At 37.2% G+C, this 24,838-nt stretch carries 27 protein-coding genes; 25 read left to right on the forward strand and 2 right to left on the reverse strand.

Features of this window, described 5'->3' with window-relative positions:
* The first annotated feature begins 61 nt into the window (after positions 1 to 61).
* From J2Z60_RS03885 to J2Z60_RS03955, 15 genes are all read left to right on the forward strand, one after another.
* Positions 62 to 1,837, forward strand: coding sequence for an oleate hydratase (locus J2Z60_RS03885; RefSeq protein ID WP_209686364.1), 1,776 nt, complete (start codon positions 62 to 64; stop codon positions 1,835 to 1,837).
* Positions 1,838 to 2,209: 372 nt separating this feature from the next.
* Positions 2,210 to 2,593, forward strand: coding sequence for a 3-hydroxyacyl-ACP dehydratase FabZ family protein (locus J2Z60_RS03890; RefSeq protein WP_209686365.1), 384 nt, complete (start codon positions 2,210 to 2,212; stop codon positions 2,591 to 2,593).
* Positions 2,594 to 2,664: 71 nt separating this feature from the next.
* Positions 2,665 to 3,102 (forward strand): MarR family winged helix-turn-helix transcriptional regulator, encoded by a 438-nt coding sequence (locus J2Z60_RS03895; RefSeq protein ID WP_209686366.1) that lies wholly within the window; start codon positions 2,665 to 2,667, stop codon positions 3,100 to 3,102.
* Between the two features lie 15 nt (positions 3,103 to 3,117).
* Positions 3,118 to 4,086 carry a beta-ketoacyl-ACP synthase III gene (locus tag J2Z60_RS03900; RefSeq protein ID WP_209686367.1) on the forward strand — a complete coding sequence of 323 codons (969 nt, stop codon included), beginning with the start codon at positions 3,118 to 3,120 and terminating at the stop codon, positions 4,084 to 4,086.
* A gap of 18 nt (positions 4,087 to 4,104) precedes the next feature.
* Positions 4,105 to 4,350 carry an acyl carrier protein gene (locus tag J2Z60_RS03905; RefSeq protein WP_209686368.1) on the forward strand — a complete coding sequence of 82 codons (246 nt, stop codon included), beginning with the start codon at positions 4,105 to 4,107 and terminating at the stop codon, positions 4,348 to 4,350.
* The gene (locus tag J2Z60_RS03910) at positions 4,350 to 5,294 is read left to right on the forward strand and encodes an ACP S-malonyltransferase (protein ID WP_209686369.1); all 945 of its coding nucleotides are present in this window, start codon (positions 4,350 to 4,352) and stop codon (positions 5,292 to 5,294) included. Before J2Z60_RS03905 ends, J2Z60_RS03910 begins: the two co-directional genes overlap by 1 nt.
* Positions 5,278 to 6,009, forward strand: a complete 732-nt coding sequence (locus J2Z60_RS03915; RefSeq protein WP_209686370.1) for a 3-oxoacyl-ACP reductase family protein — start codon at positions 5,278 to 5,280, stop codon at positions 6,007 to 6,009. The genes J2Z60_RS03910 and J2Z60_RS03915 overlap by 17 nt, the downstream gene beginning before the upstream one ends.
* 9 nt (positions 6,010 to 6,018) lie before the next feature.
* The gene (gene fabF, locus J2Z60_RS03920; RefSeq protein WP_209686371.1) at positions 6,019 to 7,248 is read left to right on the forward strand and encodes a beta-ketoacyl-ACP synthase II; all 1,230 of its coding nucleotides are present in this window, start codon (positions 6,019 to 6,021) and stop codon (positions 7,246 to 7,248) included.
* 7 nt (positions 7,249 to 7,255) lie between these two features.
* Positions 7,256 to 7,708 (forward strand): acetyl-CoA carboxylase biotin carboxyl carrier protein, encoded by a 453-nt coding sequence (accB, locus tag J2Z60_RS03925; protein ID WP_209686451.1) that lies wholly within the window; start codon positions 7,256 to 7,258, stop codon positions 7,706 to 7,708.
* A gap of 1 nt (position 7,709) precedes the next feature.
* Positions 7,710 to 8,132, forward strand: a complete 423-nt coding sequence (gene fabZ, locus J2Z60_RS03930) for a 3-hydroxyacyl-ACP dehydratase FabZ (protein ID WP_209686372.1) — start codon at positions 7,710 to 7,712, stop codon at positions 8,130 to 8,132.
* Positions 8,133 to 8,144: 12 nt separating this feature from the next.
* Complete coding sequence (accC, locus tag J2Z60_RS03935; RefSeq protein WP_209686373.1) at positions 8,145 to 9,527, forward strand: acetyl-CoA carboxylase biotin carboxylase subunit; 1,383 nt, start codon at positions 8,145 to 8,147, stop codon at positions 9,525 to 9,527.
* Complete coding sequence (locus tag J2Z60_RS03940) at positions 9,508 to 10,356, forward strand: acetyl-CoA carboxylase carboxyltransferase subunit beta (RefSeq protein WP_209686374.1); 849 nt, start codon at positions 9,508 to 9,510, stop codon at positions 10,354 to 10,356. The genes accC and J2Z60_RS03940 overlap by 20 nt, the downstream gene beginning before the upstream one ends.
* Entirely contained in the window at positions 10,349 to 11,119 is a 771-nt protein-coding gene (accA, locus tag J2Z60_RS03945; RefSeq protein ID WP_209686375.1) for a carboxyltransferase subunit alpha, read from the forward strand. Before J2Z60_RS03940 ends, accA begins: the two co-directional genes overlap by 8 nt.
* Before the next feature lie 8 nt (positions 11,120 to 11,127).
* Positions 11,128 to 11,886 carry an enoyl-ACP reductase FabI gene (fabI, locus tag J2Z60_RS03950; protein WP_209686376.1) on the forward strand — a complete coding sequence of 253 codons (759 nt, stop codon included), beginning with the start codon at positions 11,128 to 11,130 and terminating at the stop codon, positions 11,884 to 11,886.
* Positions 11,886 to 12,581: a biotin--[acetyl-CoA-carboxylase] ligase gene (locus tag J2Z60_RS03955; RefSeq protein WP_209686377.1), complete on the forward strand. Its 696-nt coding sequence runs from the start codon at positions 11,886 to 11,888 to the stop codon at positions 12,579 to 12,581. The genes fabI and J2Z60_RS03955 overlap by 1 nt, the downstream gene beginning before the upstream one ends.
* Before the next feature lie 171 nt (positions 12,582 to 12,752).
* Here the strand turns inward: J2Z60_RS03955 and J2Z60_RS03960 are convergent, their stop codons facing one another.
* A complete protein-coding gene (locus J2Z60_RS03960) occupies positions 12,753 to 13,583 on the reverse strand; it encodes an undecaprenyl-diphosphate phosphatase (RefSeq protein WP_209686378.1) in 831 nt (276 codons plus the stop codon).
* A gap of 16 nt (positions 13,584 to 13,599) precedes the next feature.
* A complete protein-coding gene (locus tag J2Z60_RS03965) occupies positions 13,600 to 14,616 on the reverse strand; it encodes a lactonase family protein (RefSeq protein ID WP_209686379.1) in 1,017 nt (338 codons plus the stop codon).
* 130 nt (positions 14,617 to 14,746) lie between these two features.
* On the opposite strand from J2Z60_RS03965, the gene J2Z60_RS03970 reads away from it, so the two are divergent.
* The 10 genes from J2Z60_RS03970 to pgsA all read left to right on the forward strand — a co-directional run bounded on the left by J2Z60_RS03970 (position 14,747) and on the right by pgsA (position 24,773).
* Positions 14,747 to 15,127 carry a PTS glucitol/sorbitol transporter subunit IIA gene (locus J2Z60_RS03970; RefSeq protein WP_209686380.1) on the forward strand — a complete coding sequence of 127 codons (381 nt, stop codon included), beginning with the start codon at positions 14,747 to 14,749 and terminating at the stop codon, positions 15,125 to 15,127.
* 28 nt (positions 15,128 to 15,155) lie between these two features.
* Positions 15,156 to 16,352, forward strand: a complete 1,197-nt coding sequence (locus J2Z60_RS03975; protein ID WP_209686381.1) for an AI-2E family transporter — start codon at positions 15,156 to 15,158, stop codon at positions 16,350 to 16,352.
* A 72-nt stretch (positions 16,353 to 16,424) separates the two neighbouring features.
* On the forward strand, positions 16,425 to 16,985 hold the full coding sequence (locus J2Z60_RS03980; protein WP_209686382.1) for a tRNA (cytidine(34)-2'-O)-methyltransferase: 561 nt from the start codon (positions 16,425 to 16,427) through the stop codon (positions 16,983 to 16,985).
* Positions 16,985 to 17,446 carry a DUF1149 family protein gene (locus J2Z60_RS03985; protein WP_209686383.1) on the forward strand — a complete coding sequence of 154 codons (462 nt, stop codon included), beginning with the start codon at positions 16,985 to 16,987 and terminating at the stop codon, positions 17,444 to 17,446. Before J2Z60_RS03980 ends, J2Z60_RS03985 begins: the two co-directional genes overlap by 1 nt.
* 11 nt (positions 17,447 to 17,457) lie before the next feature.
* Complete coding sequence (locus tag J2Z60_RS03990) at positions 17,458 to 19,902, forward strand: DNA translocase FtsK (RefSeq protein WP_209686384.1); 2,445 nt, start codon at positions 17,458 to 17,460, stop codon at positions 19,900 to 19,902.
* A gap of 2 nt (positions 19,903 to 19,904) precedes the next feature.
* The gene (locus J2Z60_RS03995) at positions 19,905 to 21,119 is read left to right on the forward strand and encodes a M16 family metallopeptidase (RefSeq protein ID WP_209686385.1); all 1,215 of its coding nucleotides are present in this window, start codon (positions 19,905 to 19,907) and stop codon (positions 21,117 to 21,119) included.
* Entirely contained in the window at positions 21,116 to 22,420 is a 1,305-nt protein-coding gene (locus tag J2Z60_RS04000; RefSeq protein ID WP_209686386.1) for a M16 family metallopeptidase, read from the forward strand. Before J2Z60_RS03995 ends, J2Z60_RS04000 begins: the two co-directional genes overlap by 4 nt.
* Positions 22,417 to 23,145 (forward strand): elongation factor P 5-aminopentanone reductase, encoded by a 729-nt coding sequence (gene ymfI / locus J2Z60_RS04005; protein WP_209686387.1) that lies wholly within the window; start codon positions 22,417 to 22,419, stop codon positions 23,143 to 23,145. Before J2Z60_RS04000 ends, ymfI begins: the two co-directional genes overlap by 4 nt.
* A gap of 57 nt (positions 23,146 to 23,202) precedes the next feature.
* Positions 23,203 to 24,195, forward strand: coding sequence for a helix-turn-helix domain-containing protein (locus J2Z60_RS04010; protein WP_209686388.1), 993 nt, complete (start codon positions 23,203 to 23,205; stop codon positions 24,193 to 24,195).
* Positions 24,195 to 24,773 carry a CDP-diacylglycerol--glycerol-3-phosphate 3-phosphatidyltransferase gene (gene pgsA, locus J2Z60_RS04015; protein WP_209686389.1) on the forward strand — a complete coding sequence of 193 codons (579 nt, stop codon included), beginning with the start codon at positions 24,195 to 24,197 and terminating at the stop codon, positions 24,771 to 24,773. The genes J2Z60_RS04010 and pgsA overlap by 1 nt, the downstream gene beginning before the upstream one ends.
* The last annotated feature ends 65 nt before the right edge of the window (positions 24,774 to 24,838 follow it).

The following is a 24,838-nucleotide window of genomic DNA, read 5'->3' on the forward strand; positions in this document are numbered from 1 at the left end:
AAACGTTTTATATACAATGTACATGTATTAATTCTATGTAAATATAGAAAAGAGGATTTACATGTATTATTCAAATGGTAATTATGAAGCTTTTGCTGATGCACAAAAGCCTGCTGGTGTGGACAAAAAATCTGCTTATATTATTGGTTCTGGTTTAGCAGGGCTTGCGGCTGCGGCATTCTTAGTCAGGGATGCGAAGATGGCAGGCGAGAGGATACATATCTTAGAAGAATTATCGGTTGCTGGTGGATCGCTGGATGGTACTAATCGCCCTGGAGATGGCTTTGTAGTTCGTGGTGGTCGTGAGATGGAGGATCACTTCGAATGTCTGTGGGACTTGTACCGTTCAATTCCTAGCCTTGAGATTCCAGGTGCTTCTTATCTAGATGAGTATTACTGGCTAGATAAGAAAGATCCAAATTCTTCAAATTGTCGCTTAATCCATCATCGTGGTGATCGTTTGCCTAGTGATGGTAAATATCAATTAGGCAAGGCAACTAGTGAGATTGTTAAATTGATTTTAACTCCTGAAAGCGAGATACAGGGCAAGACGATTGAGGAGTATTTCTCACCGGAATTCTTTAAGACTAACTTTTGGACCTATTGGGCAACAATGTTTGCGTTTGAGAAGTGGCACTCACTAGCTGAGATGCGTCGCTATTGTATGAGATTCATCCATCATATTGATGGCTTACCTGACTTCACTGCCTTAAAATTCAATAAGTACAATCAATATGAGTCAATGGTTAAGCCATTAATCAAGTACTTGAAGGATCACGGCGTCAAGATTGACTATGATGTTCACGTTAAGAATATAGTAGTTGATACTAGTAATGACCAAAAGGTCGCCCAAAAGATTCTGCTTAATCGCAAGGGGAAGGCTGAAGAGCTTAACTTAAGTCCCGATGATCTGGTATTTGTAACTAACGGTTCGATTACAGAGAGTTCAACTTATGGTAGTCAGACTAAGCCAGCCCCAATTAGTCATAGTAAAGGTGGATCTTGGACCTTATGGGAGAACTTAGCTAAACAAGATCCAGCATTTGGTCATCCAGAAGTCTTTAGTGAAAATCTACCAGAGAGGTCTTGGTTTATCAGTGCTACTACCACCTTGAAGGATAAGACACTGGCACCATATTTTGAAAGAATTACTAAACGTAGCTTGTATGATGGCAAGGTTAATACTGGTGGAATAGTTACTGTAACCGATTCTAACTGGATGTTAAGCTTCACCATTCATAGACAGCCTCACTTCAAGGCTCAGAAGCCTGATGAAACTGTTATTTGGATTTATGCTTTGTATTCTGATACTGAAGGTAATTATATCCATAAGAAAGTTACTGACTGCACTGGTCAAGAAATTGCTGAAGAGTTACTTTGCCATATTGGTGTGCCCGAAACTGAAATTAATAGATTATCTTCGGATAAGTATATGAATACTGTTCCAGTATATATGCCATATATCACCAGCTATTTCATGCCTCGTCGTGATGGTGACCGTCCAGCAGTAGTTCCTGAAGGATCTAAGAACTTAGCCTTTATCGGGAACTTTGCTGAAAGCCCTACAAGAGATACAGTCTTTACTACTGAATATTCAGTTAGAACAGCAATGGAAGCTGTCTACACCTTGCTTGACATTGATCGTGGTGTGCCAGAAGTATTTGATTCAATTTACGACATCCGCCAATTACTTAGAGCAATGTATTATATGTCAGATAAGAAGAAGTTAGCTGATCAAGATATGAATCTACCGGAGAAGCTAGCAGTTAAGACTGGTCTTAAGAAGATCAAAGGTACATGGATAGAAGAATTATTGGCAGAACAACATTTAATTTAGTTATTAAATTTGTTTATAAAGAGCAAGCTTCGTTGACTAGGTATCAAGTTTAATTGTTTTTAAGTAAATATTAAAATTATGAAAGCAATAGTATATTAATAAAAGGCTATTGCTTTTTTTTGCATGGTTAAATAAATTCAAGAAATTATCAAAAAACGCTAGCAAAGAAAGCGAATACAGTATTACACTTATATTATCTATACAAAAAATATTTTATATAGATTATTTTAACTATAGTGGTAATATTTAGCTAATGTTAAAACTATACGGTCATATGAGATATTGACATTCATTTTAATAACTATATACTTTGAATATCAAATAGTTTGAACATCAAATTATTTGCAATACGAATTAAAAGAGGTGAATGGTGTGACTTTTGACGCAAGTCAGATCCAACAATTAACTGGTAAATCATCTCCTCTAGCTCTACTTGATCGAGCAAGTAAGGATGGTAATGAAGTAGTTGCTACGACTGCTATTAGTGCCAATGAGACCTTTTTTAAGGGACATTTTCCTAACTTACCAGTTATGCCTGGAGTATTGATTGTAGAAGCGATGTGTCAAGCAGCATGTGTCTTATTTGACAAGCCAGATCTTCAGCCTAGTCAACTGAAGCGAGTTCGCTTTAAGAAGATGGTTCAGCCTGGAGATCAATTGACTATTAAGTTAATTGCTACTGGAGAGTTAAGCTGCAGTGCTAAGGCATATGTTGGTGATGAGGTAGCTTGTAGTGCGGTAATTAGCTTCATATAAGCGGGAGGATCCTTTTTTAGTTATAATTTAAATAGAACAAGTTTAATTATATTTAAAAGGGATCTAGTACAATGAATGACTTATATCGTGAAATTAGTGATGCACTCTACAATACTTATTACGGGATTAATCGAATTGAAGAATCTGAATTAAAAAAGAGCCGCTTTAGTGACTTAACAGTTAATGAAATGCATGCTATTGATGCAATTACTATGCATGACCATCTAACTGTGTCACAAGTTGCTGAAAAGTTGCACTTATCAAGAGCTACTATTACTTCAACGGTTGATCGCTTAGCTAATAAAGGATATGCCAAGAGAGTTCGCGATGAACATGATCGCAGGGTAGTTCATATAAAGTTAACCAAAAAAGGCAGACTGCTGTGTCGTGCATATCGTGCATACCACAACATGATGGTCAAAAGCTTCTTACAGAATCTTGATAAAGAAGAATTAGAAACGATCTATCATGCTTTTACTAATCTAGAAAAATTCGTAAATTCACACTAGATAAGGATAAACAAGTTGAAAGATATTGAAATTGTTGCTAGTGCTAGGAATATTCCTGAGCAAGTAGTTACTAATGATGACTTAAGCCAAATTATGGACACTTCTGATGAATGGATCAAACAAAGAACTGGAATCAAAGTTCGCCATATCAGTGCTGGTGAGAATACATCTGATTTAGCCATTAATGTAGCTAAAGTATTACTCAAACAAGTTTCTTGGCAAGCTGATGATCTAGACTTGATTATCGTTGCGACTATGTCGCCTGATAATATGACACCTGCTGTTGGTGCAATGGTGCAGGGAGCACTTGGTGCTAAGAAGGCAATTGCCTTTGACATTTCGGCGGCTTGTTCTGGATTTTCTTATGCAATATCAATTGCGCAAGATATAATGATTGCCAATAACTTTAAGAATGCGATGGTGATAGGAGCAGAAGTCTTATCTAAGTTGTTGGATTGGCAAGATCGCACTACTAGTGTCTTATTCGGCGATGGAGCCGGTGGAGTTTTATTAAGACTAAGTTCTACTCGGCACTTATTAGCCAAGGATTTGAATACTTTTGGTGATTTAGCTGATAACTTAGTAGCCGGTAGCATAGCAGTGGCTGATAGCTGGCAAGATAATTTACACCATATCTCGGCCTTTAAGATGAATGGACGAGAAGTGTATCGCTTTGCGACACATAATGTACCTAAGTCAATTCTTTCAGCTGCTAAGAAGGCTAATATTAGCCTTGATGAAATTGATCACTACTTACTTCACCAAGCCAATAGTCGCATCATTACTCAAGTGGCACGTAAATTAAAGCAGCCGATTGAGAAGTTTCCAGTTAATATTTCTGAATACGGTAATACGGCTGCGGCTAGTGAAGCAATTTTATTAGCAGAATGTCTAGAAAATAAAGTTATTAAGCCAGGCGAAACCATTATTTTGAGTGGCTTTGGCGGAGGCTTAACAACAGCAAGTTTAATTTATAAATTTTAATTTTTGAGAGGTATAAAAATGACTAAAGAAGAAATCTTAAAAGACGTACAAGTAATTGCTCAAGAAGAACTAGATGTAGAACCTGAAAAGATTAGTTTAGACACTAATATCAAGGAAGATCTTGATGCTGATAGCTTAGACTTATTTGAAATCTTAAACGAACTTGAAGATAAGTACGACATTGAATTAGATGCTGATGAAGGAATTCAAACTATCGGTCAATTAGTAGACTTTGTTAAGGAACAAATGGACAAGCAAAACTAATGAATTTCGCAATTTTATTTAGTGGACAAGGCGCACAAAAGCCTAAGATGGGGATCGACTTTATGTCTGATCCTATTTTTAAAGAAACAATTGAAATAGCAAGTGATGCTATAGGCTCAGATATGGTAACTATCTTCAACAGTCGAGCTGGAGAATTAGATAAGACCATTAATGTTCAACCAGCTCTAGTAGCCTTTGAAGCAGGAATCTATCGCATGTTGAAGCGAGACCTCCCTCACCTTAACATAGCGGGGATGGTAGGCTTATCCTTGGGTGAATATGGGGCAATGTTTGCTAGTGGTGCCTTATCTTTAAAAGATACGATCAGTTTGGTAAAAGATCGGGCTAAGTATATGCAAGATGATGCTGATAAGATTGCCAGTGCGATGACTGCTTTAGTTAAGCCAGATTTAGAAAAAATAAATCAAATTCTGACTACTTTACAAGCACAAGGTCAGCGTGTATACATTGCCAACTACAATTCTCCTAAGCAGATTGTAATTTCAGGAGAGCAAGTAGCAGTAGAGAACGCTAACGAGCAAATCAAAAAGGATAAAGCGGCCTTGAAAGTTGTCTCTTTAAAGGTTAATGGTGCCTTCCATACACCGTTGTTTAATACTGCTAGTCAAAAGATGCATGATCGCTTAAAGAACGTCCAATTTAAAGAAAATACCATACCTGTAATATCCAATACCACCCAAAAGCCTTTTGCAGGTGATTGGGGACAAGTGATGGCCCACCAGTTGGCTGAGCCTACCCATTTTGGTGATTGCTTAAGTTACTTGGTTAAAAATTACGAAGCCAATGCTAGTTTAGAAATTGGACCTGGTAAGGCACTATCAAGTTTTGCTAAACAAGTTGATCGAAGGTTAACACGTTACAAGATTGGAACTTTTGAAGAATATCAGGAATTTTTGGAGCAGATGGATGAACTTAACAAATAAGATAGTATTAATAACTGGCTCTACTAAAGGATTAGGCAAGGAGATGGCTCTATCTTTTGCTAAACAAGGCGCCAAGTTAATCTTAAATGGACGTCATGAAGATATTGATGAAGACTTTAAGCAGGAGTTATCTTTTTTAGGAGCAGATTATAAGTATTTAGCAACAGATTTATCAACGGTAGATTTAAAAGATTATGCTAAGGATGCCTGGGACATCTTTGGCAAGATTGACATCTTAATCAATAATGCTGGTATTAATCGTGACAAAATGTTTATTGGGATGCGAGAAGCAGATTTTGACCAGGTAATAGATTTAGACTTAAAAGTGCCATTCTTCCTGTCTAAACACGTCATGAAGAGGATGAATCGTCAGCGTAGTGGCGTAATTATCAATATGTCTAGTGTAGTTGGGATTCACGGTAATGCTGGACAAGCTAATTATGCTGCTGCTAAGGCAGGATTGATTGGTTTAACTAAGTCACTCGCTAGAGAAGGGGCATTGCGTAATATCCGCGTGAATGCAATTGCGCCAGGAATGATTGCTACCGATATGACTGAAGCACTTAGTGACCGCGTCAAAGATGACATCTTAACCAGAATTCCATTGGCACGTTTTGGTAATGCAGAAGAAGTGGCACAAGCGGCTATTTTTTTGACTCAAAATGACTATGTAACTGGGCAAACAATTGTTGTTGATGGCGGAATGACAATCTAAGGAGAAGTTATGAACAGAGTTGTTATTACAGGAATGGGAGCAATTGCACCTAATGGTAATGGTGTGAAAACCTTTATTGAAAATAGTTTAGCCGGTAAAGTGGGGATTAAACCAATTAACAAGTTTGATGCAACTGATACTGGAATTACAGTTGCAGGAGAAGTGGATGACTTTTATCCCAAGACCTATGTTGGCAAAAAAGAAGCCCGTCGTTTAGATCTCTATAGTCAATACGCAATCCAGACTGCCGCAGAAGCTATGACGATGGCTGGCATATCTAGTGAGAACACTAATCCTGAAGATATAGGTGTTATTTATGGCTCAGGAATTGGTGGATTAACAACGATTCAAGACCAAGTAATTAAGATGCATGACAAGGGACCTAGAAGGGTATCACCATTATTTATTCCCATGGCAATTGCTAATATGGCGGCTGGTAATATTGCAATTAGATTTAATGCACAAAATATTTCGACTTCAATTGTTACTGCTTGTGCATCTGGTACTAATTCAATTGGTGAAGCATATCGCCAAATTAAGGAAGGCAGAGCCAAAGTAATGATTAGTGGAGCTTCAGAAGCTACAATTAACAAGACCGCAATTTCCGGCTTTGCGGCATTAACTGCTTTATCAAAAAGTACTGATCCAATGCATGCCTCACTACCTTTTGATAAAGACCGCAATGGCTTCGTCTTAGGCGAGGGTGCTGGTGCGTTGATTTTGGAGAGCTTAGACCATGCTAAAGAACGTGGGGCTGAGATTTTGGGAGAAGTTGTCGGTTATGGGGCAACAACAGATGCCTACCATATTACTTCTCCAGATCCCACTGGTTTAGGTGCCAAAAGGGCGATGGCCTTAGCAATCAAGGAAGCCGGAATTACGCCAGCTGAAGTGGGTTATGTTAATGCTCATGGTACTGCTACACATGCCAATGATAGTGGTGAAAGCAAGGCGATTAATGCTGTCTTTGGTGATAGTAATGTTTTAGTATCCTCAACTAAAGGTATGACTGGACATTTACTAGGGGCAGCTGGCGCCATTGAAGCTATATTGACAGTTGAGAGTTTAAGAAGAGGACAACTTCCAGTTAACGTTGGCTGCTTCAATCAGGACCCTGAATGTGATGTCGAATTAGTAAACCAGAATAACCGTAGTCAGGAAGTTGAATATGCAATTTCAAATTCATTTGGCTTTGGTGGCCATAATGCGGTATTAGCTTTTAAGAAGTGGAGTGAATAAGTTAATTATGGAGTTAGAAAATATTCAAGCATTAATGAATCAATTTGAAGATTCGGACTTGCGCGAATTGAAGATAGATGATGGTGACTTTCACCTTTATTTGAGCAAAAACAAAAATAATGCACCTTTATCTCAATCAGCTCAAGTATCACAGACAGTTAAGCCTCAAGTTCAAGAATCTACTGTAGCTACACCTCAAGTTTCTCAAGAAGATTCAGACTTAACCGCTGTTAAGGCTCCAATTGTAGGAGTAGTCTACTTACAAGCTAAGCCGGGACAACCAGCTTTCGTAAAGGTTGGAGATCATGTTAAAAAAGGCGACACCATTTGTATTATTGAAGCAATGAAGATGATGACAGAAGTAAAATCGACTGCTACAGGAATTGTTAGTGAAATTAAGGTCGAAAATGAGGACCTTGTTGAAGTAGACCAACCCTTAATCATGGTGAAGGAAAACTAATATGAGCCAAGAATTAGGAACTATTGAAATCCAAAAGATTATCCCACATCGCTATCCAATGCTCTTGATTGACAAGGTTACTAGCCTTGAAATAGGTAAAAATGCCCGAGCTCTTCACAATGTAAGTATTAATGAAGAAGTTGTTCAAGCAAATCATGGCAGATTCCCATTACCGTTAGTTATTGAGGCTATGGCTCAAACAGGTGCAGTAGCCTTGTTGAGTAAGGATGAGTTTAAAGGAAAGATTGCTTATTTTGGTGGTATTCAAAAAGCAGAATTCTTAGGTCAAGCTTACCCAGGGGATCAATTAATCCTTGAAACGGAGTTGACTAAGATTAAGGGCAATATTGGTGTTGGTCAAGCTTATGCCAGTGTAGATGACAAGATAATTGCTAAGGCAGAGTTAACTTTCATGATTGATTAGGTGGTGGTAGATATGTTTAAAAAGGTATTAGTTGCAAATCGCGGTGAAATAGCAGTAAGGATAATTCGTTCTCTCAAGGAGATGGGAATTAAGACTGTTGCTATTTATTCAACAGCTGACCGAGATAGCTTACATGTTCAACTTGCTGACGAGGCAGTTTGCGTTGGGTCAGCATCGCCAAGTAATTCATACTTAAACATCAAAAATATCTTAGCCGCTGCTGTAGGTACGGGAGCTGAAGCAATTCATCCTGGATATGGCTTTTTATCTGAGAGTGCAGAATTTGCTAAGATGTGTGCTGAATGTGGAATTTGCTTTATTGGACCTAAGGCTGAAACTATCGATAAGATGGGTAACAAAGAACATGCTAGGCAGACAATGATGGCTAATGATGTCCCAGTTACCCCCGGCAGTAAAAGCTTCATTAATTCAGTGCAAGAAGCTAAAGACCTAGCTGCTAAGATTGGCTACCCTGTTTTATTAAAGGCCGCCGCTGGTGGTGGCGGTAAGGGTATTCGTCAAGTCAAAGATTCTTCTGAAATGGAAATGGCTCTTTCCTCAGCTCAAAGCGAAGCTAAGACAAACTTCGGTGATGACAGAATGTACATGGAAAAAGTTATGCAGAATGTTAAGCATATTGAGGTACAAATCTTCCGTGATCAATATGGTAATTGTGTCTACTTTCCTGAAAGAGATTGCTCCTTACAAAGAAATAAGCAAAAGGTAATAGAAGAGAGTGTTTGCGACTTGATTACAGATGAGGAACGCCAGCACTTAGGAGAAATAGCGACTAGAGCAGCTCAAGCAGCCGACTATGTGAATACAGGTACAATTGAATTCTTGATGGATCAAGATCATAATTTTTATTTCATGGAAATGAATACTCGTATTCAGGTTGAACATACCGTTACCGAAATGGTTACAGGAGTTGACTTAGTTAAGGCTCAGATTCAAGTAGCGGCTGGAGAGAAGTTACCTTTTAAACAAGAGAACCTAAAGGCTAGAGGTCATGCAATCGAATGCCGAATTAATTCTGAAAATCCCGCCAATAACTTTATGCCATCAGTAGGTAAGATAGATTATCTATATTTACCAATTGGTAATCCGGGAATGAGAATTGATACTGCCTTGTACCAGGGAGAGAAGATTTCGCCATTTTATGATTCAATGATTGCTAAAGTAGTTAGTTATGGTGAAACTCGTCAAGAAGCAATTGCTAAGATGAAGCGCTTATTAAGTGAAATGGTAATTCGGGGAATTGTGACTAATCAAGCGTTCCACTTAGCCCTTTTAGAGGATGAAGGATTTAAGCAAGGAGCGTTTACTAACACATATCTTGAGCAACATTTTTTGCCTAAGTGGAAGGAGCGAATGAATGAAGCTGTTTCAGCATAATAATACTTTAACTGAAAATCACGTTAAGGCTGATAAGCTAGCTGATGATCGGGTGCCAGATGGTTTTATTAAGCGCTGTCCTAAATGCCGGACAGAGATTTTTGCAAGTAAGCTAGATAATTATGCCACCTGCCCTAAGTGCCACTATGGCTTTAGAATCTCTGCTAAAAGACGTCTTGACTGGTTAGTAGATGAATTTGAAGAATGGGATAGTCAACTTAAGCCCTCGGATCCATTAGACTTCCCTAACTATCAAGCTAAGATTGCTAAAGCACAAAAAATAAGCCAGATTAATGAATCAGTCTTAACGGGCTTGGCTAAGATTAATCAAAGACAGTTTGCCTTAGGAATTATGGATCCAACCTTTATTATGGGCTCATTAGGTCAAATGACTGGAGAAAAGCTGGCTCGCTTATTTGAAAAAGCTACCGAACAAAGATTGCCGGTAGTCTTATTTGCAGCATCGGGTGGTGCAAGAATGCAGGAAGGAATCTTGTCATTAATGCAAATGGCTAAGGTATCTAATGCGGTAAGTAAGCATAGTAAGGCAGGATTGCTATATATTGTAGTCTTGACAGATCCAACAACAGGTGGGGTGACGGCGAGCTTTGCTACAGAAGCTGATATTATCCTAGCAGAACCACATGCAATTGTCGGCTTTGCTGGTAAGAGAGTTATTGAGCAAACCATCCATGAAAAAGTTAGCCCTGACTTGCAGGATGCAGAGAATGTTATTAAGCATGGCTTTATTGATAATATTGTCAAAAGACAGGATGAAAAGAAGCTATTAAGTTGGCTGCTTCAGTTTGGTGGTGAAAATAATGGTTAAGTCAGCTATGGAAGTGGTTCAAGCTGCTAGAAGTGAGCAACACATTACCGGTCATGAGATCAGAAGCAGATTATTTCCTGACTTTTTTGAGCTTCATGGTGATAGACTTAGCGGCGATGATCCTGCTATTGTTGGTGGTGTTGCTACCTTTCGTAGTCAGCCAATAACTGTAATTACAACAAGTAGAGGACATGACTTAGACGAAAGAATAAAGAAACACTTTGGTCAACCTGAACCTAGCGGTTATCGTAAGGTCTTAAGGTTAATTAAGAATGCTGAAAAGTTTCGTCGACCGGTATTTTTATTTGTTGATACGGCTGGTGCCTATCCGGGTAAAAGCGCCGAGGAAAATGGTCAAGGACAAGCAATTGCGCAAAATTTATTACAAATAGGAGCAGCCAAAACGCCCATTATTACTATTATGTATGGTGAAGGTGGTTCTGGTGGAGCATTAGCATTAGCTTGTGGTGACGAAGTCTGGATGATGGAAAATAGTATCTATTCAGTATTATCGCCGGAAGGATTTGCTGCAATTATGTGGAAGGATGCCTCTAAGGTAAGTGAAGCAGCTGAGGCTATGAAGCTTACACCACAGGATTTGCTGAAGTTTCAAGTTATTGAAGGAATTATTGAAGAACCAGAAGACCACCAATTAGTTTGTCAAAATATTGCTGATATACTAGCGACTGAATTAACTAAGCTAGAGAAGCTAAGCAATAACGAATTAATTGAGAGAAGATATAAAAGATTTAGAAAATTTTAGGTGAAAAAATGTCAGGTATTTTAAATGGGAAAAAGATTTTAGTTATGGGAGTAGCTAATAATCGTTCTATTGCTTGGGGATGTGCGCAAGCAATGGCAGCCCAAGGTGCAGAAATTATTTACACTTATCAAAATGAACGCTTAAAGAAGTTTATTTCTAAGTTAGTAACTGATGAAGATAGATTAATTGAGTGTGATGTATCAAGCGATACCAGTATTGACTCTGCCTTTAAGTTAATTGCAGAGCGCTTTGGTAAGATTGATGGTCTAATACATGCAATTGCTTACGCAAAAAAAGAGGAACTAGGCGGCTCTATTCTTAATTCAACTAGAGAAGGGTATGGACAAGCCTTAGATGTTTCAGCATATTCACTTTTAGCGGTAGCTAAGGCTGCAGTTAAGGTTTTGAATAATCCGGCTAGTATTGTAACTTTGACCTATATGGGTAGTAGTCGTGCCCTTCCTAACTACAATACAATGGGAATTGCTAAGGCGGCTCTTGAATCAGGAATGCGGTATCTTGCTAGGGACCTAGGAACTGATGGGATTAGAGTAAATGCAATTAGTGCAGGTGCAATTAAGACCTTGGCTGTATCTGGAATTAAGGGACATTCTGAATTACTAAAGATCTCTCAAAGCGAAACTGTTGATGGCGTTAATGTTACTAAGGAAGAAGTTGGTAACACTTGTGCCTTCTTGATGAGTGACTTAGCTAGCGGTATCACTGGTGATGTGATTTATGTTGATAAAGGTGTTCACCTAAGATAATGAGAATCTTTAATTACGATCAGGTAACTTCTACTCAAGATTTAGCTAAAAAATATTTAGAACATGCTAATCAAGTCGCTGTATTTATCGCCAATGAACAGACAGCTGGCTATGGTAAGCGCGGGAGAGATTTCTACTCTCCTGCTGATAGTGGACTGTATTATAGTCTGGCGATTCCTAACTTTCAAGTAGATAACGATAAGATAGGCTTATTGACTTTAAATCTAGCTACTAAGATTGTTAAGCAGTTGCAGGAATACTTTCCTAAGGTCAACTTTTCGCTAAAATGGGTTAATGATATTTATGTTAATAATAAAAAGGTAGCCGGTATCTTAGCAGAGGGACATAATAATGGTTTAGTTATTGGTGTAGGTATTAATATTAATACTTCAAATTTTCCAGATGAATTAAGCACAATGGTTGGAAGTATCTCTGAAGAGAAGATTGATAAGCAAGCCTTAATTAAGCTGCTGATAACTACAACATATGCAGCTAGTCAGAACTATACTCACTTGAATTTAACTGAGTATAAGAGCTTATCGAATGTTATTAACAAGCAAATTACCCTAAAAATTGGCAAGCAAAAGTTAGTCGGCAAGGCAGTTGATATTGATAAGTTAGGTCGCTTAGTAGTAGAAGTGAACGGCGAATTAAGAAAGTTCTCTAGTGGAGAAATCACTAAGCTAATTCTTTAAAAACTAAAAAAACACAGAATAGATTTATTATCAAAGTCTATTCTGTGTTTTTTGCTTAAGCTGTTTGCTAGGATTGCATCAGATTTCTAATAAATAATTACAAAAACTAAATAAAAAAATCTTGCTGATAGTCTATGAATTTTATAGGCCATCGACAAGATTTTGGGGCTTTTACCTTGCAAAGATACTACCGATAATAATAACGATAATTCCTAAAGCAATTCTGTACCAGCCAAATGGCTTGAAGTTGTGTGTCTTAACATAGTTAAGTAAGAACTTGATTGAGAGGTAGGCAACAATAAATGAAACTACCATTCCAACTAATAAGACTGCCATCTGGTTACCAACGAATGCATTTCCTTCATGGAAGTACTTAAATATCTTAAGCAATGAAGCACCAAACATTGTTGGAATTCCCAAAAAGAATGAGAATTCAGTTGAAACATAACGTGAAGCGCCAATAAGCATTGCTCCCAAGATGGTAGCTCCAGATCTAGAAGTTCCCGGAATTAAGGATAGAACTTGGAAGCAACCGATAATTAGTGCCATTTGGTAGCTAAGTCTACCAAGATCTGACGTAGTAGGTTTCTTTTTTTCATAGTAATTTTCTAAGACGATAAATAAGATACCATAGATAATCAAGGTAGCAGCAATAACTTGCCAAGTTGTCATATGGGCATCTAGCCAGTCATCTAGGGGTAGTCCAATAATGATTGATGGAATAACTGCTATGATAACTTTAAACCATAAGGTCCAAGTATTTTTGCGTTCAATCGTCGTTTTAGAAGGTGAAAATGGGTTCAACTTCTTAAAATAAAGAACAATAACGCTAAGAATGGCCCCTAATTGGATAACCACCATAAACATATCAATAAAGGCCTTAGGCTGATTTAATTGAATGAAATAGTTAGCCAGATAAAGGTGACCAGTTGAGGAAATGGGAAGGAATTCTGTAATACCTTCGATAATTCCTAGAACAATTGCTTTAAGAAATTCGAGCATTGATTTTCCTTTCTAATTAGTCCTTAGTAAATAAAACTCGAGTTGCTTCAGGTGCTGAGATATTCTTTTGAATAGGAGTAAGAGTTCCGTTTTCTGAGTTTCGACGATACAGAGTTGCATTATTAGTATTTTGATTAGCGGCTACTAGGTATTGTTGAGATTCATCCCAGTTAAAGTCACGAGGGAAGGAACCAAAGACTGAAATACGTTGAACTTTTTCTAATTTTTGATTATCTAAGACCTTAAAAGCAACAAGAGAATCGTCACCGCGGTTAGAAATGTACAAGAATTTACCATCGTTTGAAAGACGAATTGCTGCTGCACCATTATGTCCTTCAAAGTCATCAGCAATTGTCTTATAAGTTCCTAAATCTTCAAATTTCCAACTATCTTCGTCAAGACGGGCTACATTAACTTGACTAGATAACTCACCAACAATGTACATTGTCGTACCATCAGGTGCGAAAGTAATGTGACGGGTTCCGAAGCCTTTTTCCATTTGATAGCTGGCTAAGTGGACAAGCTTATTATCTACTAGTTTATAAAAGTCAACGCTATCTGTTCCTAAGTCACAAGAGACCAAGTTACCTGCTGGGGTTTCGTCGAAGAAGTGTGGGTGAGCAGCATCTTGTTCAGGACGTGGACCACTTCCTTCATGCTTAGTTGAAGCAACTAAGCTAATCTTGCCATCATTATCAAATGAGAATACATTGAGTGTAGCAAGGTGGTAGTTAGCTGTATAGAGTAACTTCTTATCATTATTGATACCAATGTAGCAAGGTGCTGCACCGGGATGCATGTAACTATCAAGTTGCTTGAAGTCTTTAGAATAGCTAGCGATACCAGCCTTATCGTCGCCTTCTTGGGCGATAGTAAAGATTAAATCGTCATTAATTTGGAAGTAAGTAGGCTTGCCAGTTTGAATGACATTTTCAACATTTTCGATTTTAATATCTGAGTCAGTAGTCTTAACTTGACCTTGGTAAATACCTTTTGAATCGTGGCTTGTATATCCACCGAACCAAACTTTCATAAAAAATTCCTCCTTGTTTGTGTTCGTTTTTGAGTATATCATGAAAAGCTTTACTTTGGTGTAGCTATTATTTTTTTTGAAACAAAAGTTGTGATAAAGTTTTATTAATAAGACAAGGAGTAGATAAATTATGAAATGGAATTCGACAATTGAAGCGGTAGGCCCTGAAGCTATCGACCCTAAAGAAAATATTATTATTTTATTTAATGAAACAGCTACTGAAGATTTGAAAAAAGTATCAGTAATCCAGAAGTTCGATAAAGACACTACAGTAAGCAGCTTCGTTTTAAAAAAAGACGATACTGTTACAATTGATGGTCAAACCTTCTTGACCCTATATGTGGGACCAATGGTAGATATGAATATGAAAGCAATTGGTCATGCAACATTAGTTTTTACTGATGAAGTCCCTAAGCATCCCCTAAAGAACGCTATCTATCTTGAAAAAGATGAAAATGATCCACTCCCAATGGTAAAAGTGGGAGACTGGATCTCTTACGAACATAGATAAATTAAAAAATAAGTTTAAGGATGTAATTATGAAAAACCAGGAAAAGCATCATAGTAATGTTTTTATGCGTTGGTTTTTGGATAATAAATTTAGCATCTTTTTGTTAAATTTATTGCTTTTTTTCTTGATAATCTTCGTCTTTAATAAAATTTCATTTGTATTGAACCCGTTTTGGGCTTTCTTTAATGCTATTTTACCACCAGTGTTACTAGCCACGATTCAATATTATTTAATGAATCCGGTCGTTGATTTTTTAGAAGATAAGGCTCATGTTCCACGCATTATAAGCATTGCTATCCTATATGTTATTGTAGTTATTTTGTTAGTGTGGATAATTATCTCAATTGTCCCTGTATTGCAACAACAGACTAATTCCTTGATTAAGAATTGGCCCAATATCTGGAATGATGCTCAAAAGGCAGTCGAATCTGCTCTGCATGATCCAAGATTAAATCAAGTAAGAGGTAATATTAATCAAACTCTATCTAGTGCTCAAGATAAGTTAATTAAGGCTGGTCAGCAGAGCATAACAATTGCCATTGATAATATTTTTTCGGCAGTAAATGTTTTAACCATGATCTTTATGACTATTTTAACAGCACCGTTTGTATTATTCTTCATGTTAAAAGATGGTCATAATTTAAAGCCTTATATTGCGCGGATTGCTCCTAAGAAGATGCAAGCTAGCTTCAGTGAGTTATTACATGATATTAATGAGGCTATTTCATCCTATGTCAGAGGGCAGATTACAGTTGCCTTTTGGGTAGGTGTTATGTTTGCAATTGGCTACTCAATTATTGGTCTGCCGTATGGTGTAGTATTAGCGATTTCAGCTGGAGTTTTGAATATGGTACCATACTTTGGTACTTTTATTGCGATTATACCGGCCTTAATTCTAGCAGTGATGAATTCGCCAATGATGCTAATTAAAGTGATTATTGTCTTTGCAATTGAGCAGACTATCGAGGGTCGAGTTATTTCACCTTTAGTAATTGGTAGTAAGATGGATATGAATCCTGTTACCACAATTCTCTTATTGATTGGAGCTAGTTCAGTTGCTGGCTTAGGTGGGGTAGTTTTTGCCATTCCGGTTTATGCGGTTGTCAAAATCATTGTGACGCGCGTCTTTAACTACTATAAACAAGTTTCAAGTTTATATGATGAAGTAAGACCCGAATCGGATAAAAAAGTAATAAAGAATGATGATAAGCTAACTAGTAAATAGTAAAATAAAATTGTAGTTTTAACGTGGTACTTAGAATTATAGGTACTACGTTTTTTAAAGGAGTAGATAATAATGACCAATCATGTTGTATTATATGAACCATTGATGCCAGCTAATACAGGTAATATTGCCCGAACTTGTGCTGGTACTAATACTGTCTTAGATTTGATTGAGCCTTTAGGATTTCAACTTGATAACAAAAAAATGAAGCGAGCAGGACTAGATTATTGGGATAAGGTTGATATTCGACGTCATGATGATTTGAATGCATTTTTAAAAACTTTAGGTCAAAATGATGAAATGTATTTAATTTCTAAGTTCTCATCAAAAAACTACGCTGAAGTTGACTATACTGATCCAAATAAAGACTATTACTTTGTCTTTGGTAAAGAGACCACCGGTTTACCGGAAACATTTATGCGTGAATATTATGATCGCAATCTAAGAATTCCAATGTCTGATAATATTCGGTGTTATAATTTATCTAACTCGGTGGCTATGGTTTTATTAGAAGCGTTGCGCCAGCAGGGTTTCCCTAACATGGAGACAAGCCATCACTATGAAAATGATAAGCTAAAGGATAGTTATAACCGTCCTGAAAGATATGAAAGAAATTTAGGAGACAATGAATAATGGATTTTAAGAATATGACACCAGTATTAGTGCGTAACTTTCATTATGATTTTAATGAAGAACCAGTAGTAAAGAATGAGGTTAATGTATCTTTACGCCAGGTATACCAAACACAAGATGATGGTAGCCAAGACGAGGGTAAGGATGGCAGATACTTTGAAATTGCAGTTCCTTTTGAAGTCGCGCCAGAACCTGGTCAGTTTACTGTTAGTGGATTGATCACAAGGATAGTACAATTTAAGGACTACTTTGGTGATGGTACTGATCTAAGTCCGCAGGACTATCAATTGGTATCTCGTCCATTGGTGGAAGAAATTGAAACGCTAACTTATGAGATTACGCAAGTTGTATTAGACCAACCTGTAAATTTAAGCTTTGAAGCTAACTTCAATGATAGTAATAAGTCAATTAAGTCAATTGATGTTGAAGATGACGATGATTTAAATACTGATAAGAATTAGGAAGGTATCTAATGGCGCAAAAAAAGAAGCGCACGAAAAAGAAAACTACTAAACATCCTAAGGTTAAGAAGAATCAAGATCATACTTATGCTTTTATTGGAATAGTTTTACTTTTAATTGCAATTTTAAGTTGTGTTCATTTTGGTCTTTTTAGTCGTCAATTAACCAATTGTTTAAGATTCTTTATAGGAGATAGTCACTATTTAGCTAGTCTTATTTTAGGGATCTTTGGCCTGGTGATGACAATTTATAATCAGCCGCCTAAGTGGGGTAATCGCAAGACTTATGGTTTAATACTGTTTTATTTGGGATTAGCATTTTTTCAAAGTAGTATTTATTTTGAAAATTTAATGATTAACCATGGTTTTGTAAATAGCTTCTTAAGTTCAATTGCTAATGAATTTTCTCGTGGTCAAAATACAATCAGTGTTGGTGGTGGCTTGCTAGGTGCATTTATTTATCAAGGAATGTTTCCATTATTTGGGGCTATTGGCAGTAAGGTGATTGCTTTTTTGGCAATGTTAATTGGAATTTTGATGATTTTTAATGTTAAGTTTTTAAATTTGCTACATGATTTTCAAAATTCATCACAATTATTCATTGAAAAAAATAAAGGTGCTGGTGATAAGTTAAAAACTAGGTATGCGGACTTTATTGATAGACAAAAGGAAAAGCGAGCACAACCAGATAATCGCGAGAAGTTAAAGGATCCAATTAATGATCGTGATAGTACTTTTCCTGATTTAAGTGATTTTTCTGCTAATGATACCAATCCTGATGAAGAGCAAGATCTAGATCAGAAGGTATCAACACCTGAAATTGAGGTAGCACAGGACAATCAAGTGCCAGATCCTGATCCGCTTGAACAAGCACCAACGATTACTCACTTAGATGACATGACAGATGACCTGCCACCTTCTCACGGGCACATTGAAGATGATAAAAAACTTGACCTGGAAACCAAGAATCAACTTAAGTCTGAAGGCAATGAAGCAGGTAAATCTAATCCTGAGAAAAAGTATATTATGCCGCCAGTAAGCTTATTGGCGCCAATTAAGAAGATTGACCAGAGCCAAGATAAGCAATTAATCCAGCAGAATACTCAGACCTTAGAATCAACCTTTAAGAACTTTGGCGTTAAGGTAATAGTCAAAAAAGCTGTCTTAGGTCCAACTGTTACTCGTTATGAAGTTCAACCGGCAGTGGGAGTTAAGGTAAGTAGGATAGTAAATTTAGCAGATGACCTAGCATTGGCCTTGGCAGCTAAAGATATTAGAATTGAAGCTCCAATTCCAGGCAAGCCCCTAGTAGGTATTGAAGTCCCTAATAAAACTACATCAGCAGTTGCTTTCAAAGATGTTGTCTTACACCAAGATGATAAGGCAAAGGAGGCAGCCTTATCAGTGCCTCTAGGCAAGGATGTTGAAGGAAGAACAATTTCAGCTGATCTGCGTAAAATGCCCCATTTATTAATTGCAGGTTCAACTGGTTCAGGTAAGTCAGTTGCAATTAATACGATTATTACTAGCATTTTGATGAAGTCACATCCAGAAGATGTCAAGTTGGTCTTAATTGATCCTAAGATGGTAGAGTTGTCAGTCTACAACGGAATACCCCACCTGTTAATTCCAGTTGTGACAGATGCTAAGCTAGCTGCTAATGCTTTGAGAAAAACAGTTAAGGAAATGGAGCGACGTTATAAACTATTTGCAGTTGGCGGTGTCCGTAATATTACTGAATATAATCAAAAAGTAATTGAAAATAATGCTGATAAAGAAAAGCCCGTCATGGATAAGTTACCTTACATTGTTGTGATTGTTGACGAATTAAGTGACTTAATGATGGTCGCAGGTCACGAAGTTGAAGATGCAATTGTCCGCCTAGCTCAGATGGCGCGAGCTGCTGGGATTCACATGATTTTAGCAACTCAGCGTCCTAGTGTCGATGTTATTACTGGATTGATTAAGGCTAATGTTCCTTCTAGGATTTCTTTTGCAGTGTCTAGTGGTGTTGATTCAAGAACTATCTTAGATCAAGTGGGAGCTGAGAAGTTATTAGGTCGAGGAGATATGCTATTTTTGCCGATTGGTGCTCCTAAGCCTGAGAGAATTCAAGGCGCTTATATTTCAGTTGATGAAGTAGAAAAGGTCGTTGCTTGGGTTAAGAACCAACAAGAAGCACAGTATAATGAAGATATGATCCCATCTCAAAAAGATAGCGAGAATTCAGCGGGTGATGATGAACCGGAGGATGAATTTTATGATCAAGCTGTTGACCTAGTCCGTCGGCAGCAATCGGCAAGTGTATCAATGTTGCAAAGGCGTTTTAGAATTGGATATAATCGTGCTGCTAGAATTGTAGATGAAATGGAATCTAAGGGGATAGTGGGACCATCAGAAGGTTCTAAGCCACGGCAAGTATTAGTCCCACCTCCCAAAAAACATGAGGATGATTAATAATGGCAAATCTCGAAATAGAATACAATTTAAAATTTACAACAGCCTCTTTGGGCTGTTTTTTGCGTGTACCATTGACTCCTAAGAATTTAGCCTTAGCGAATATCTTAGCAATGATGCAAAGTAGTGCTACAAGAGCTTATCCGTCTGTTGAAATGCAGTCACGTTCAATGTCTAATCTTTATGATATGAGTTTAGATATTGTACCGGAAGTTTTTGGTAATCAGATTGTGATGTCTTATGTGGCTAACTTTATTGAACCACGAGAGGTCCTAAATCCTGATTATACCTACGAAAAGGTAATCAGTACTTTTTTTGATATTATTAAGAAACCACTTTTTGAAAAAAGATTACTAGAAATTTCTAAAAGTCGGCTTAATAACATTATGGAAAGATACTACGACCTGCCAGGTCACTTGGCAATGCAGCACTTTTTGTCGAATTGGTATCGCAATAGCCCCAATTTTAAAGACATGATGTGGGGCGATGAGAACAAGATAATTGATGCTGAGTTAGATGAGGTGCGTGACTTCTATCGTAAGTTGACCCACAGCCCAGCAATTTGCCTTGGTCAAGCTAGAGATGCGGATACCTTAACCGATCTAGTGCAGCCATATCTTGATTGGACTGGATATTCTAGAGAATTTGCAGTGAATCAAGTGTCTATCCCAGCGATTGAAGATTTTCATGAGGATGAGGACCATTTAGATAATTTACAGGCTCATATTATCATGGGATATGGCTTTAATATTGATAAGTCGGCTATCTTGAATCAATTTGGAGGCTTACTGTTAAGCAATTATTTAGCAGGTGATGAATATTCAGATTTGTTTAAGAAGATTAGGGAAGAGTTAGGTGCAGCTTATTCTGTTGCAGCAGATGATTATTTTAACAATTCAATGTTTGTAATTAGTACTGCGATTGATAAGTCAAAACTTAATCAAGTAAATAAAATTATCACTAATTCAGTGTCTAAGCTTCAGCAAGGCGAGATTGATTTAGATTTATTTAAGCGGGCTAAGCAGGCGCTGATCCGGCGCTACTTAATTTCTCAAGATGATCCAGGTATAAGTTTAATCCAGATGTTAGCCAATGGTTTGCGAGGAAGAAATATGACTTTTGAAAAGAGAATTAACCATGTAAAAAGATTTACGGCAGATGATTTAGTTAAGTTTAGTCAAGAATTATTTTTGAATGAAAGATATTACTTACTATGAGAGAATTAAGTACTTTAAAAAGAACATATTCTTCCGGCTTTGAAGCTCAAGTAGTCATGCGTCCGCAATTTGCTAAACAATTTATAGGCATAATTGTTGATTTTGGCGGGGCAGATCCACAAAAAGTTGCTGGTGGAGCTCATTTTTTAGAACATATGTTGTTTAACAAGCCAGATGGTGACATTGCCCATCGTTTTGAAGAAGTGGGAGCAACGACAAATGCTTTTACTTCAGAGAATGAAACTATGTTTTATGCCGAGATGACTAATCATTGGCGTAAGGTTGTACCATTGCTATTTGAATTAGTGGGTACGACTAGCTTTAGTGAAAAGGGTATTGCCAAAGAAGCTCATATTATCGATCAGGAATTGAGCATGTATCAAGATGATATTTTATGGCAAGCTCGACATAACTTATTACAGATGATGTTTCCAAATAGTAATCTGTCGACTGATCTAGCTGGGACACATGAATCTATTGCTGCAATGAGCGCAAAAGATCTAGAAGAGATTTATCATGCCCATTATCTGGCTAATAATATGAAATTTATTGCTTGTGGTGGCTTTAGCCAAAATCAAGCCCAAGAAATCTTGCGAGAAGTAGGTAAACTTGAAAACAAGTATATTTCAGCTAAAAAATATCAACTACCAACTAATCAAGTATCTCCTTCTGAGGATAATCATGATATGGTTATTACGGGAGATGTAGATACTAGCCGAGTAATTGTTGGAATTAAGCTGCCTGATTTTGAAGAATTTGATCCTAGCAAAAATTTAATGCAGTCGATCATTGAATCAATGCTGGAAGAGAAGCTAGGCACTATGAGTAGCTGGTTTAAAAAAGCTCAGCAGAATGCACTATTAGTAAGTCCGTTAGATATTTCTGTTTCTTATACTCGTCAAGGAAATTTTGCTACAATAGCTGGTTTTGCTCCAAATTATCAAAAGTTAATTTTGGCTATCAAAGCGCAAATTAAGAATTTTAATGGCGATAAGCGACTCTTCACTTTGCAAAAGAAAGAATATATTGCTGAAATGATTCGTGAAAGAGATAATATCAGTGACTTGGCGATTGAAGCTGGGGAAATGATGCTCGAAAGAGAAGACTTAGATACAGTTGTAAGACGATTTCAAAATTTAAGTTTTAGTGAATTTTGCGATTATTATAAAAAAATAATTTCAAAAAGTGATATATTTACATCGACTTTGGCAAGCAATTCATCAAATTTAGATTCTTCAAATGATTCATTATTGAATAGAGGTAATGATACAAGGGAAGATAATGGGGATGAAACTAAATGAAGCGGGCAATAATTTTTGGAGCTACAGGTGGCATTGGCCAAGCTATTGCTAGAGAATTGGCCGCAGATGGCTGGTCACTGTATCTGCATTACTTTAGCCAGCAAGCTCAAGCTTTGGCTTTAAGTGAAGAGTTAATGCAGCAATATCCTAAACAAGACTTTATGACTTTAAAGCTTGACTTTAATAGTGATGATAAAACTCTAAAAAGAATAATCGATAGTTTGTTGCCAGTTAATGGGGTAGTATTTGCTCATGGAATAACGGATTTTAACTTTTTAGGAAGTCAAGATTTAAGCACTATCGAAACACTCATTAAGATTAACCTCACAACTCCCTTGAAGATAGTATCTCTATTAGAGCCGATGTTGTTGAAGGTAGATCATAGTAGGATCGTCTTTTTAGGATCAGTGTATGGTGGTCAAGCTAGTGCAATGGAGAGTGTTTATAGCGCAACTAAGGGTGCTTTATCCAGCTTTGCCCAAGGCTATGGGCGAGAGGTTGCTTCCAGTCACTTAACTGTAAATGTTATTGCTCCAGGTGCGGTTGCAACTAAGATGAATGCAATCTTTTCAAAAGAAACTTTAGAACAAGTAAAAGATGAGATTCCAGCGGGTAGATTAGCTAAGCCGGAAGATGTTTCTTTCTGGGTAAAGAATTTATTAGCTCCCCAGTCTGATTATTTAACTGGTCAAACAATATATGTTGATGGTGGGTGGCTTGTTTAACTACCAGTTGTTTTGGTATACTCATACTTGAATATGCAAAAAAATTGAGAGGTTATTATGGCAGATATTGGAGATAAATTACGTAGTGCCCGAAAAGCGAAAGGTATGTCGATTGAGGATGTCGAGAAGATAACCAAGATTCAAAGACGGTATCTTGCAGCTATCGAAAATAATGAGTTTGATCAACTGCCAGGCGATTTTTATGTCCGTGCTTTCATCAGACAATACGCAGATATTGTTGGTCTTGATGGTAAAGAATTGTTAGAAGATTTTCAATCTGAAGTTCCTGAAGCTAAGCCAGAGGAATATGTTGAAAATTCAATCGACAATAAGAGTGAAGAGATTAAGAGAACAACTAATAATAAGAAGGGCTTATGGAAGAGCTATCTTCCTAAGGCTGCAACAGTGATTGGTATCTTACTTGTTATCTTTGTTGTGTACCTTGTATACGGACATTTCTTCTCAGGTTCTAATCAACAATCCGCAAACGAATCAGATAATGTAACGGTTTCCTCGCATGTTACTTCTTCTAAGCCTAAGAAGGCTAAGACTAAGAAGTCATCAGCTAAAGCCCAAGCCGTTAAAGTTAAAAAGTTAGCTAATAATTCATTCAATGTTACTGGTTTAACCAACAATCGTACTTTGAAGGTAAGCACTGGTGCTGCAAGCGTATGGGTCCAAGTTAGCGTCGATGGACAATCATTGTGGCAAGGAACGTTGCAAGCTAATAAGAGTCACGAGATTAAGCTAGCTAAGAATGTCAAGAGTGTTTCTATCCAATTAGGTAATACTCAAACTACAAATATAACTATTGCAGGCAAGCAATTACCAGTTGCTAAATCAACGTCAACTGCGACAGTTCAATTGACTTTGGGCAATACTAAATCTGTAGCAACTAGCTCAAGTTCTGCTAATAGTCAATCTTCAAGTGCTACTAGCCAAGTTCAATCATCTGTAGCACAAAGTAGCAATACCCAAACAGTTCAAAGCAGCCAAACAAATAATACTCAAACAGGAAGCCAAAATAACGGAGGTCAAAATAACCAATAATGAATTTACCAAACAAATTAACGATGTTTCGAATCTTTATGATTCCTGTATTCATGTTGTTGCTTATTTTTAGGGGAGCAATGGATGGATATACTGCTCCAATGGGGATAGTTCAAGGAACAACTGTCTCTTGGCTCCAAGTTATTGCAATGGTTGTCTTTGCCGTAGCTTCAGCAACTGATTGGCTTGATGGACATATTGCTCGTGCAAATGGCTTAGTTACTAACTTTGGTAAGTTTGCGGATCCATTAGCTGATAAGATGTTGACGATGACCGCTTTCATCTTCTTAGTAGAACTTAAATTAGCCCCAGCCTGGGTAATTGCAATTATTGTGTGTCGCGAACTTGCTGTTACTGGACTACGCTTAATTGTAGTTGAAAATGATGGTGAAGTTATCGCAGCTAAAATGCCCGGTAAGATAAAGACAACTGCACAGATGTTGTCAATTATCTTCTTACTTTTAGGTGATCCATTCTACCTTGGAACAATTTTGCTTTATATTGCATTAATTTTTGCAATTTATTCAGGAATTGACTATTTCCGTGGTTCATGGGGTGTCTTTAAAGGATCAATGTAAAATTTAAAAAAAGAGTCGAAATTTTCGACTCTTTTTTAAAACATTTGAGAGATTTTTGCGTATAT

Source organism: Lactobacillus colini (genome assembly GCF_017874575.1).
Classification (GTDB): Bacteria; Bacillota; Bacilli; order Lactobacillales; family Lactobacillaceae; genus Lactobacillus; species Lactobacillus colini.

Coding starts and splice junctions, on each gene's coding strand:
- fabZ (WP_209686372.1), top strand. CDS start 7,710: ATGAGCCAAGAATTAGGAACTATTGAAATCCAAAAGATTATCCCACAT.
- J2Z60_RS03910 (WP_209686369.1), top strand. CDS start 4,350: ATGAATTTCGCAATTTTATTTAGTGGACAAGGCGCACAAAAGCCTAAG.
- J2Z60_RS03895 (WP_209686366.1), top strand. CDS start 2,665: ATGAATGACTTATATCGTGAAATTAGTGATGCACTCTACAATACTTAT.
- J2Z60_RS03990 (WP_209686384.1), top strand. CDS start 17,458: ATGGCGCAAAAAAAGAAGCGCACGAAAAAGAAAACTACTAAACATCCT.
- J2Z60_RS03885 (WP_209686364.1), top strand. CDS start 62: ATGTATTATTCAAATGGTAATTATGAAGCTTTTGCTGATGCACAAAAG.
- J2Z60_RS03995 (WP_209686385.1), top strand. CDS start 19,905: ATGGCAAATCTCGAAATAGAATACAATTTAAAATTTACAACAGCCTCT.
- J2Z60_RS04000 (WP_209686386.1), top strand. CDS start 21,116: ATGAGAGAATTAAGTACTTTAAAAAGAACATATTCTTCCGGCTTTGAA.
- accB (WP_209686451.1), top strand. CDS start 7,256: ATGGAGTTAGAAAATATTCAAGCATTAATGAATCAATTTGAAGATTCG.
- J2Z60_RS03980 (WP_209686382.1), top strand. CDS start 16,425: ATGACCAATCATGTTGTATTATATGAACCATTGATGCCAGCTAATACA.
- accC (WP_209686373.1), top strand. CDS start 8,145: ATGTTTAAAAAGGTATTAGTTGCAAATCGCGGTGAAATAGCAGTAAGG.
- J2Z60_RS03975 (WP_209686381.1), top strand. CDS start 15,156: ATGAAAAACCAGGAAAAGCATCATAGTAATGTTTTTATGCGTTGGTTT.
- J2Z60_RS03985 (WP_209686383.1), top strand. CDS start 16,985: ATGGATTTTAAGAATATGACACCAGTATTAGTGCGTAACTTTCATTAT.
- J2Z60_RS03955 (WP_209686377.1), top strand. CDS start 11,886: ATGAGAATCTTTAATTACGATCAGGTAACTTCTACTCAAGATTTAGCT.
- ymfI (WP_209686387.1), top strand. CDS start 22,417: ATGAAGCGGGCAATAATTTTTGGAGCTACAGGTGGCATTGGCCAAGCT.
- fabF (WP_209686371.1), top strand. CDS start 6,019: ATGAACAGAGTTGTTATTACAGGAATGGGAGCAATTGCACCTAATGGT.
- accA (WP_209686375.1), top strand. CDS start 10,349: ATGGTTAAGTCAGCTATGGAAGTGGTTCAAGCTGCTAGAAGTGAGCAA.
- J2Z60_RS03970 (WP_209686380.1), top strand. CDS start 14,747: ATGAAATGGAATTCGACAATTGAAGCGGTAGGCCCTGAAGCTATCGAC.
- J2Z60_RS03960 (WP_209686378.1), bottom strand. CDS start 13,583: ATGCTCGAATTTCTTAAAGCAATTGTTCTAGGAATTATCGAAGGTATT.
- pgsA (WP_209686389.1), top strand. CDS start 24,195: ATGAATTTACCAAACAAATTAACGATGTTTCGAATCTTTATGATTCCT.
- J2Z60_RS03905 (WP_209686368.1), top strand. CDS start 4,105: ATGACTAAAGAAGAAATCTTAAAAGACGTACAAGTAATTGCTCAAGAA.
- J2Z60_RS03915 (WP_209686370.1), top strand. CDS start 5,278: ATGAACTTAACAAATAAGATAGTATTAATAACTGGCTCTACTAAAGGA.
- J2Z60_RS04010 (WP_209686388.1), top strand. CDS start 23,203: ATGGCAGATATTGGAGATAAATTACGTAGTGCCCGAAAAGCGAAAGGT.
- J2Z60_RS03940 (WP_209686374.1), top strand. CDS start 9,508: ATGAAGCTGTTTCAGCATAATAATACTTTAACTGAAAATCACGTTAAG.
- fabI (WP_209686376.1), top strand. CDS start 11,128: ATGTCAGGTATTTTAAATGGGAAAAAGATTTTAGTTATGGGAGTAGCT.
- J2Z60_RS03965 (WP_209686379.1), bottom strand. CDS start 14,616: ATGAAAGTTTGGTTCGGTGGATATACAAGCCACGATTCAAAAGGTATT.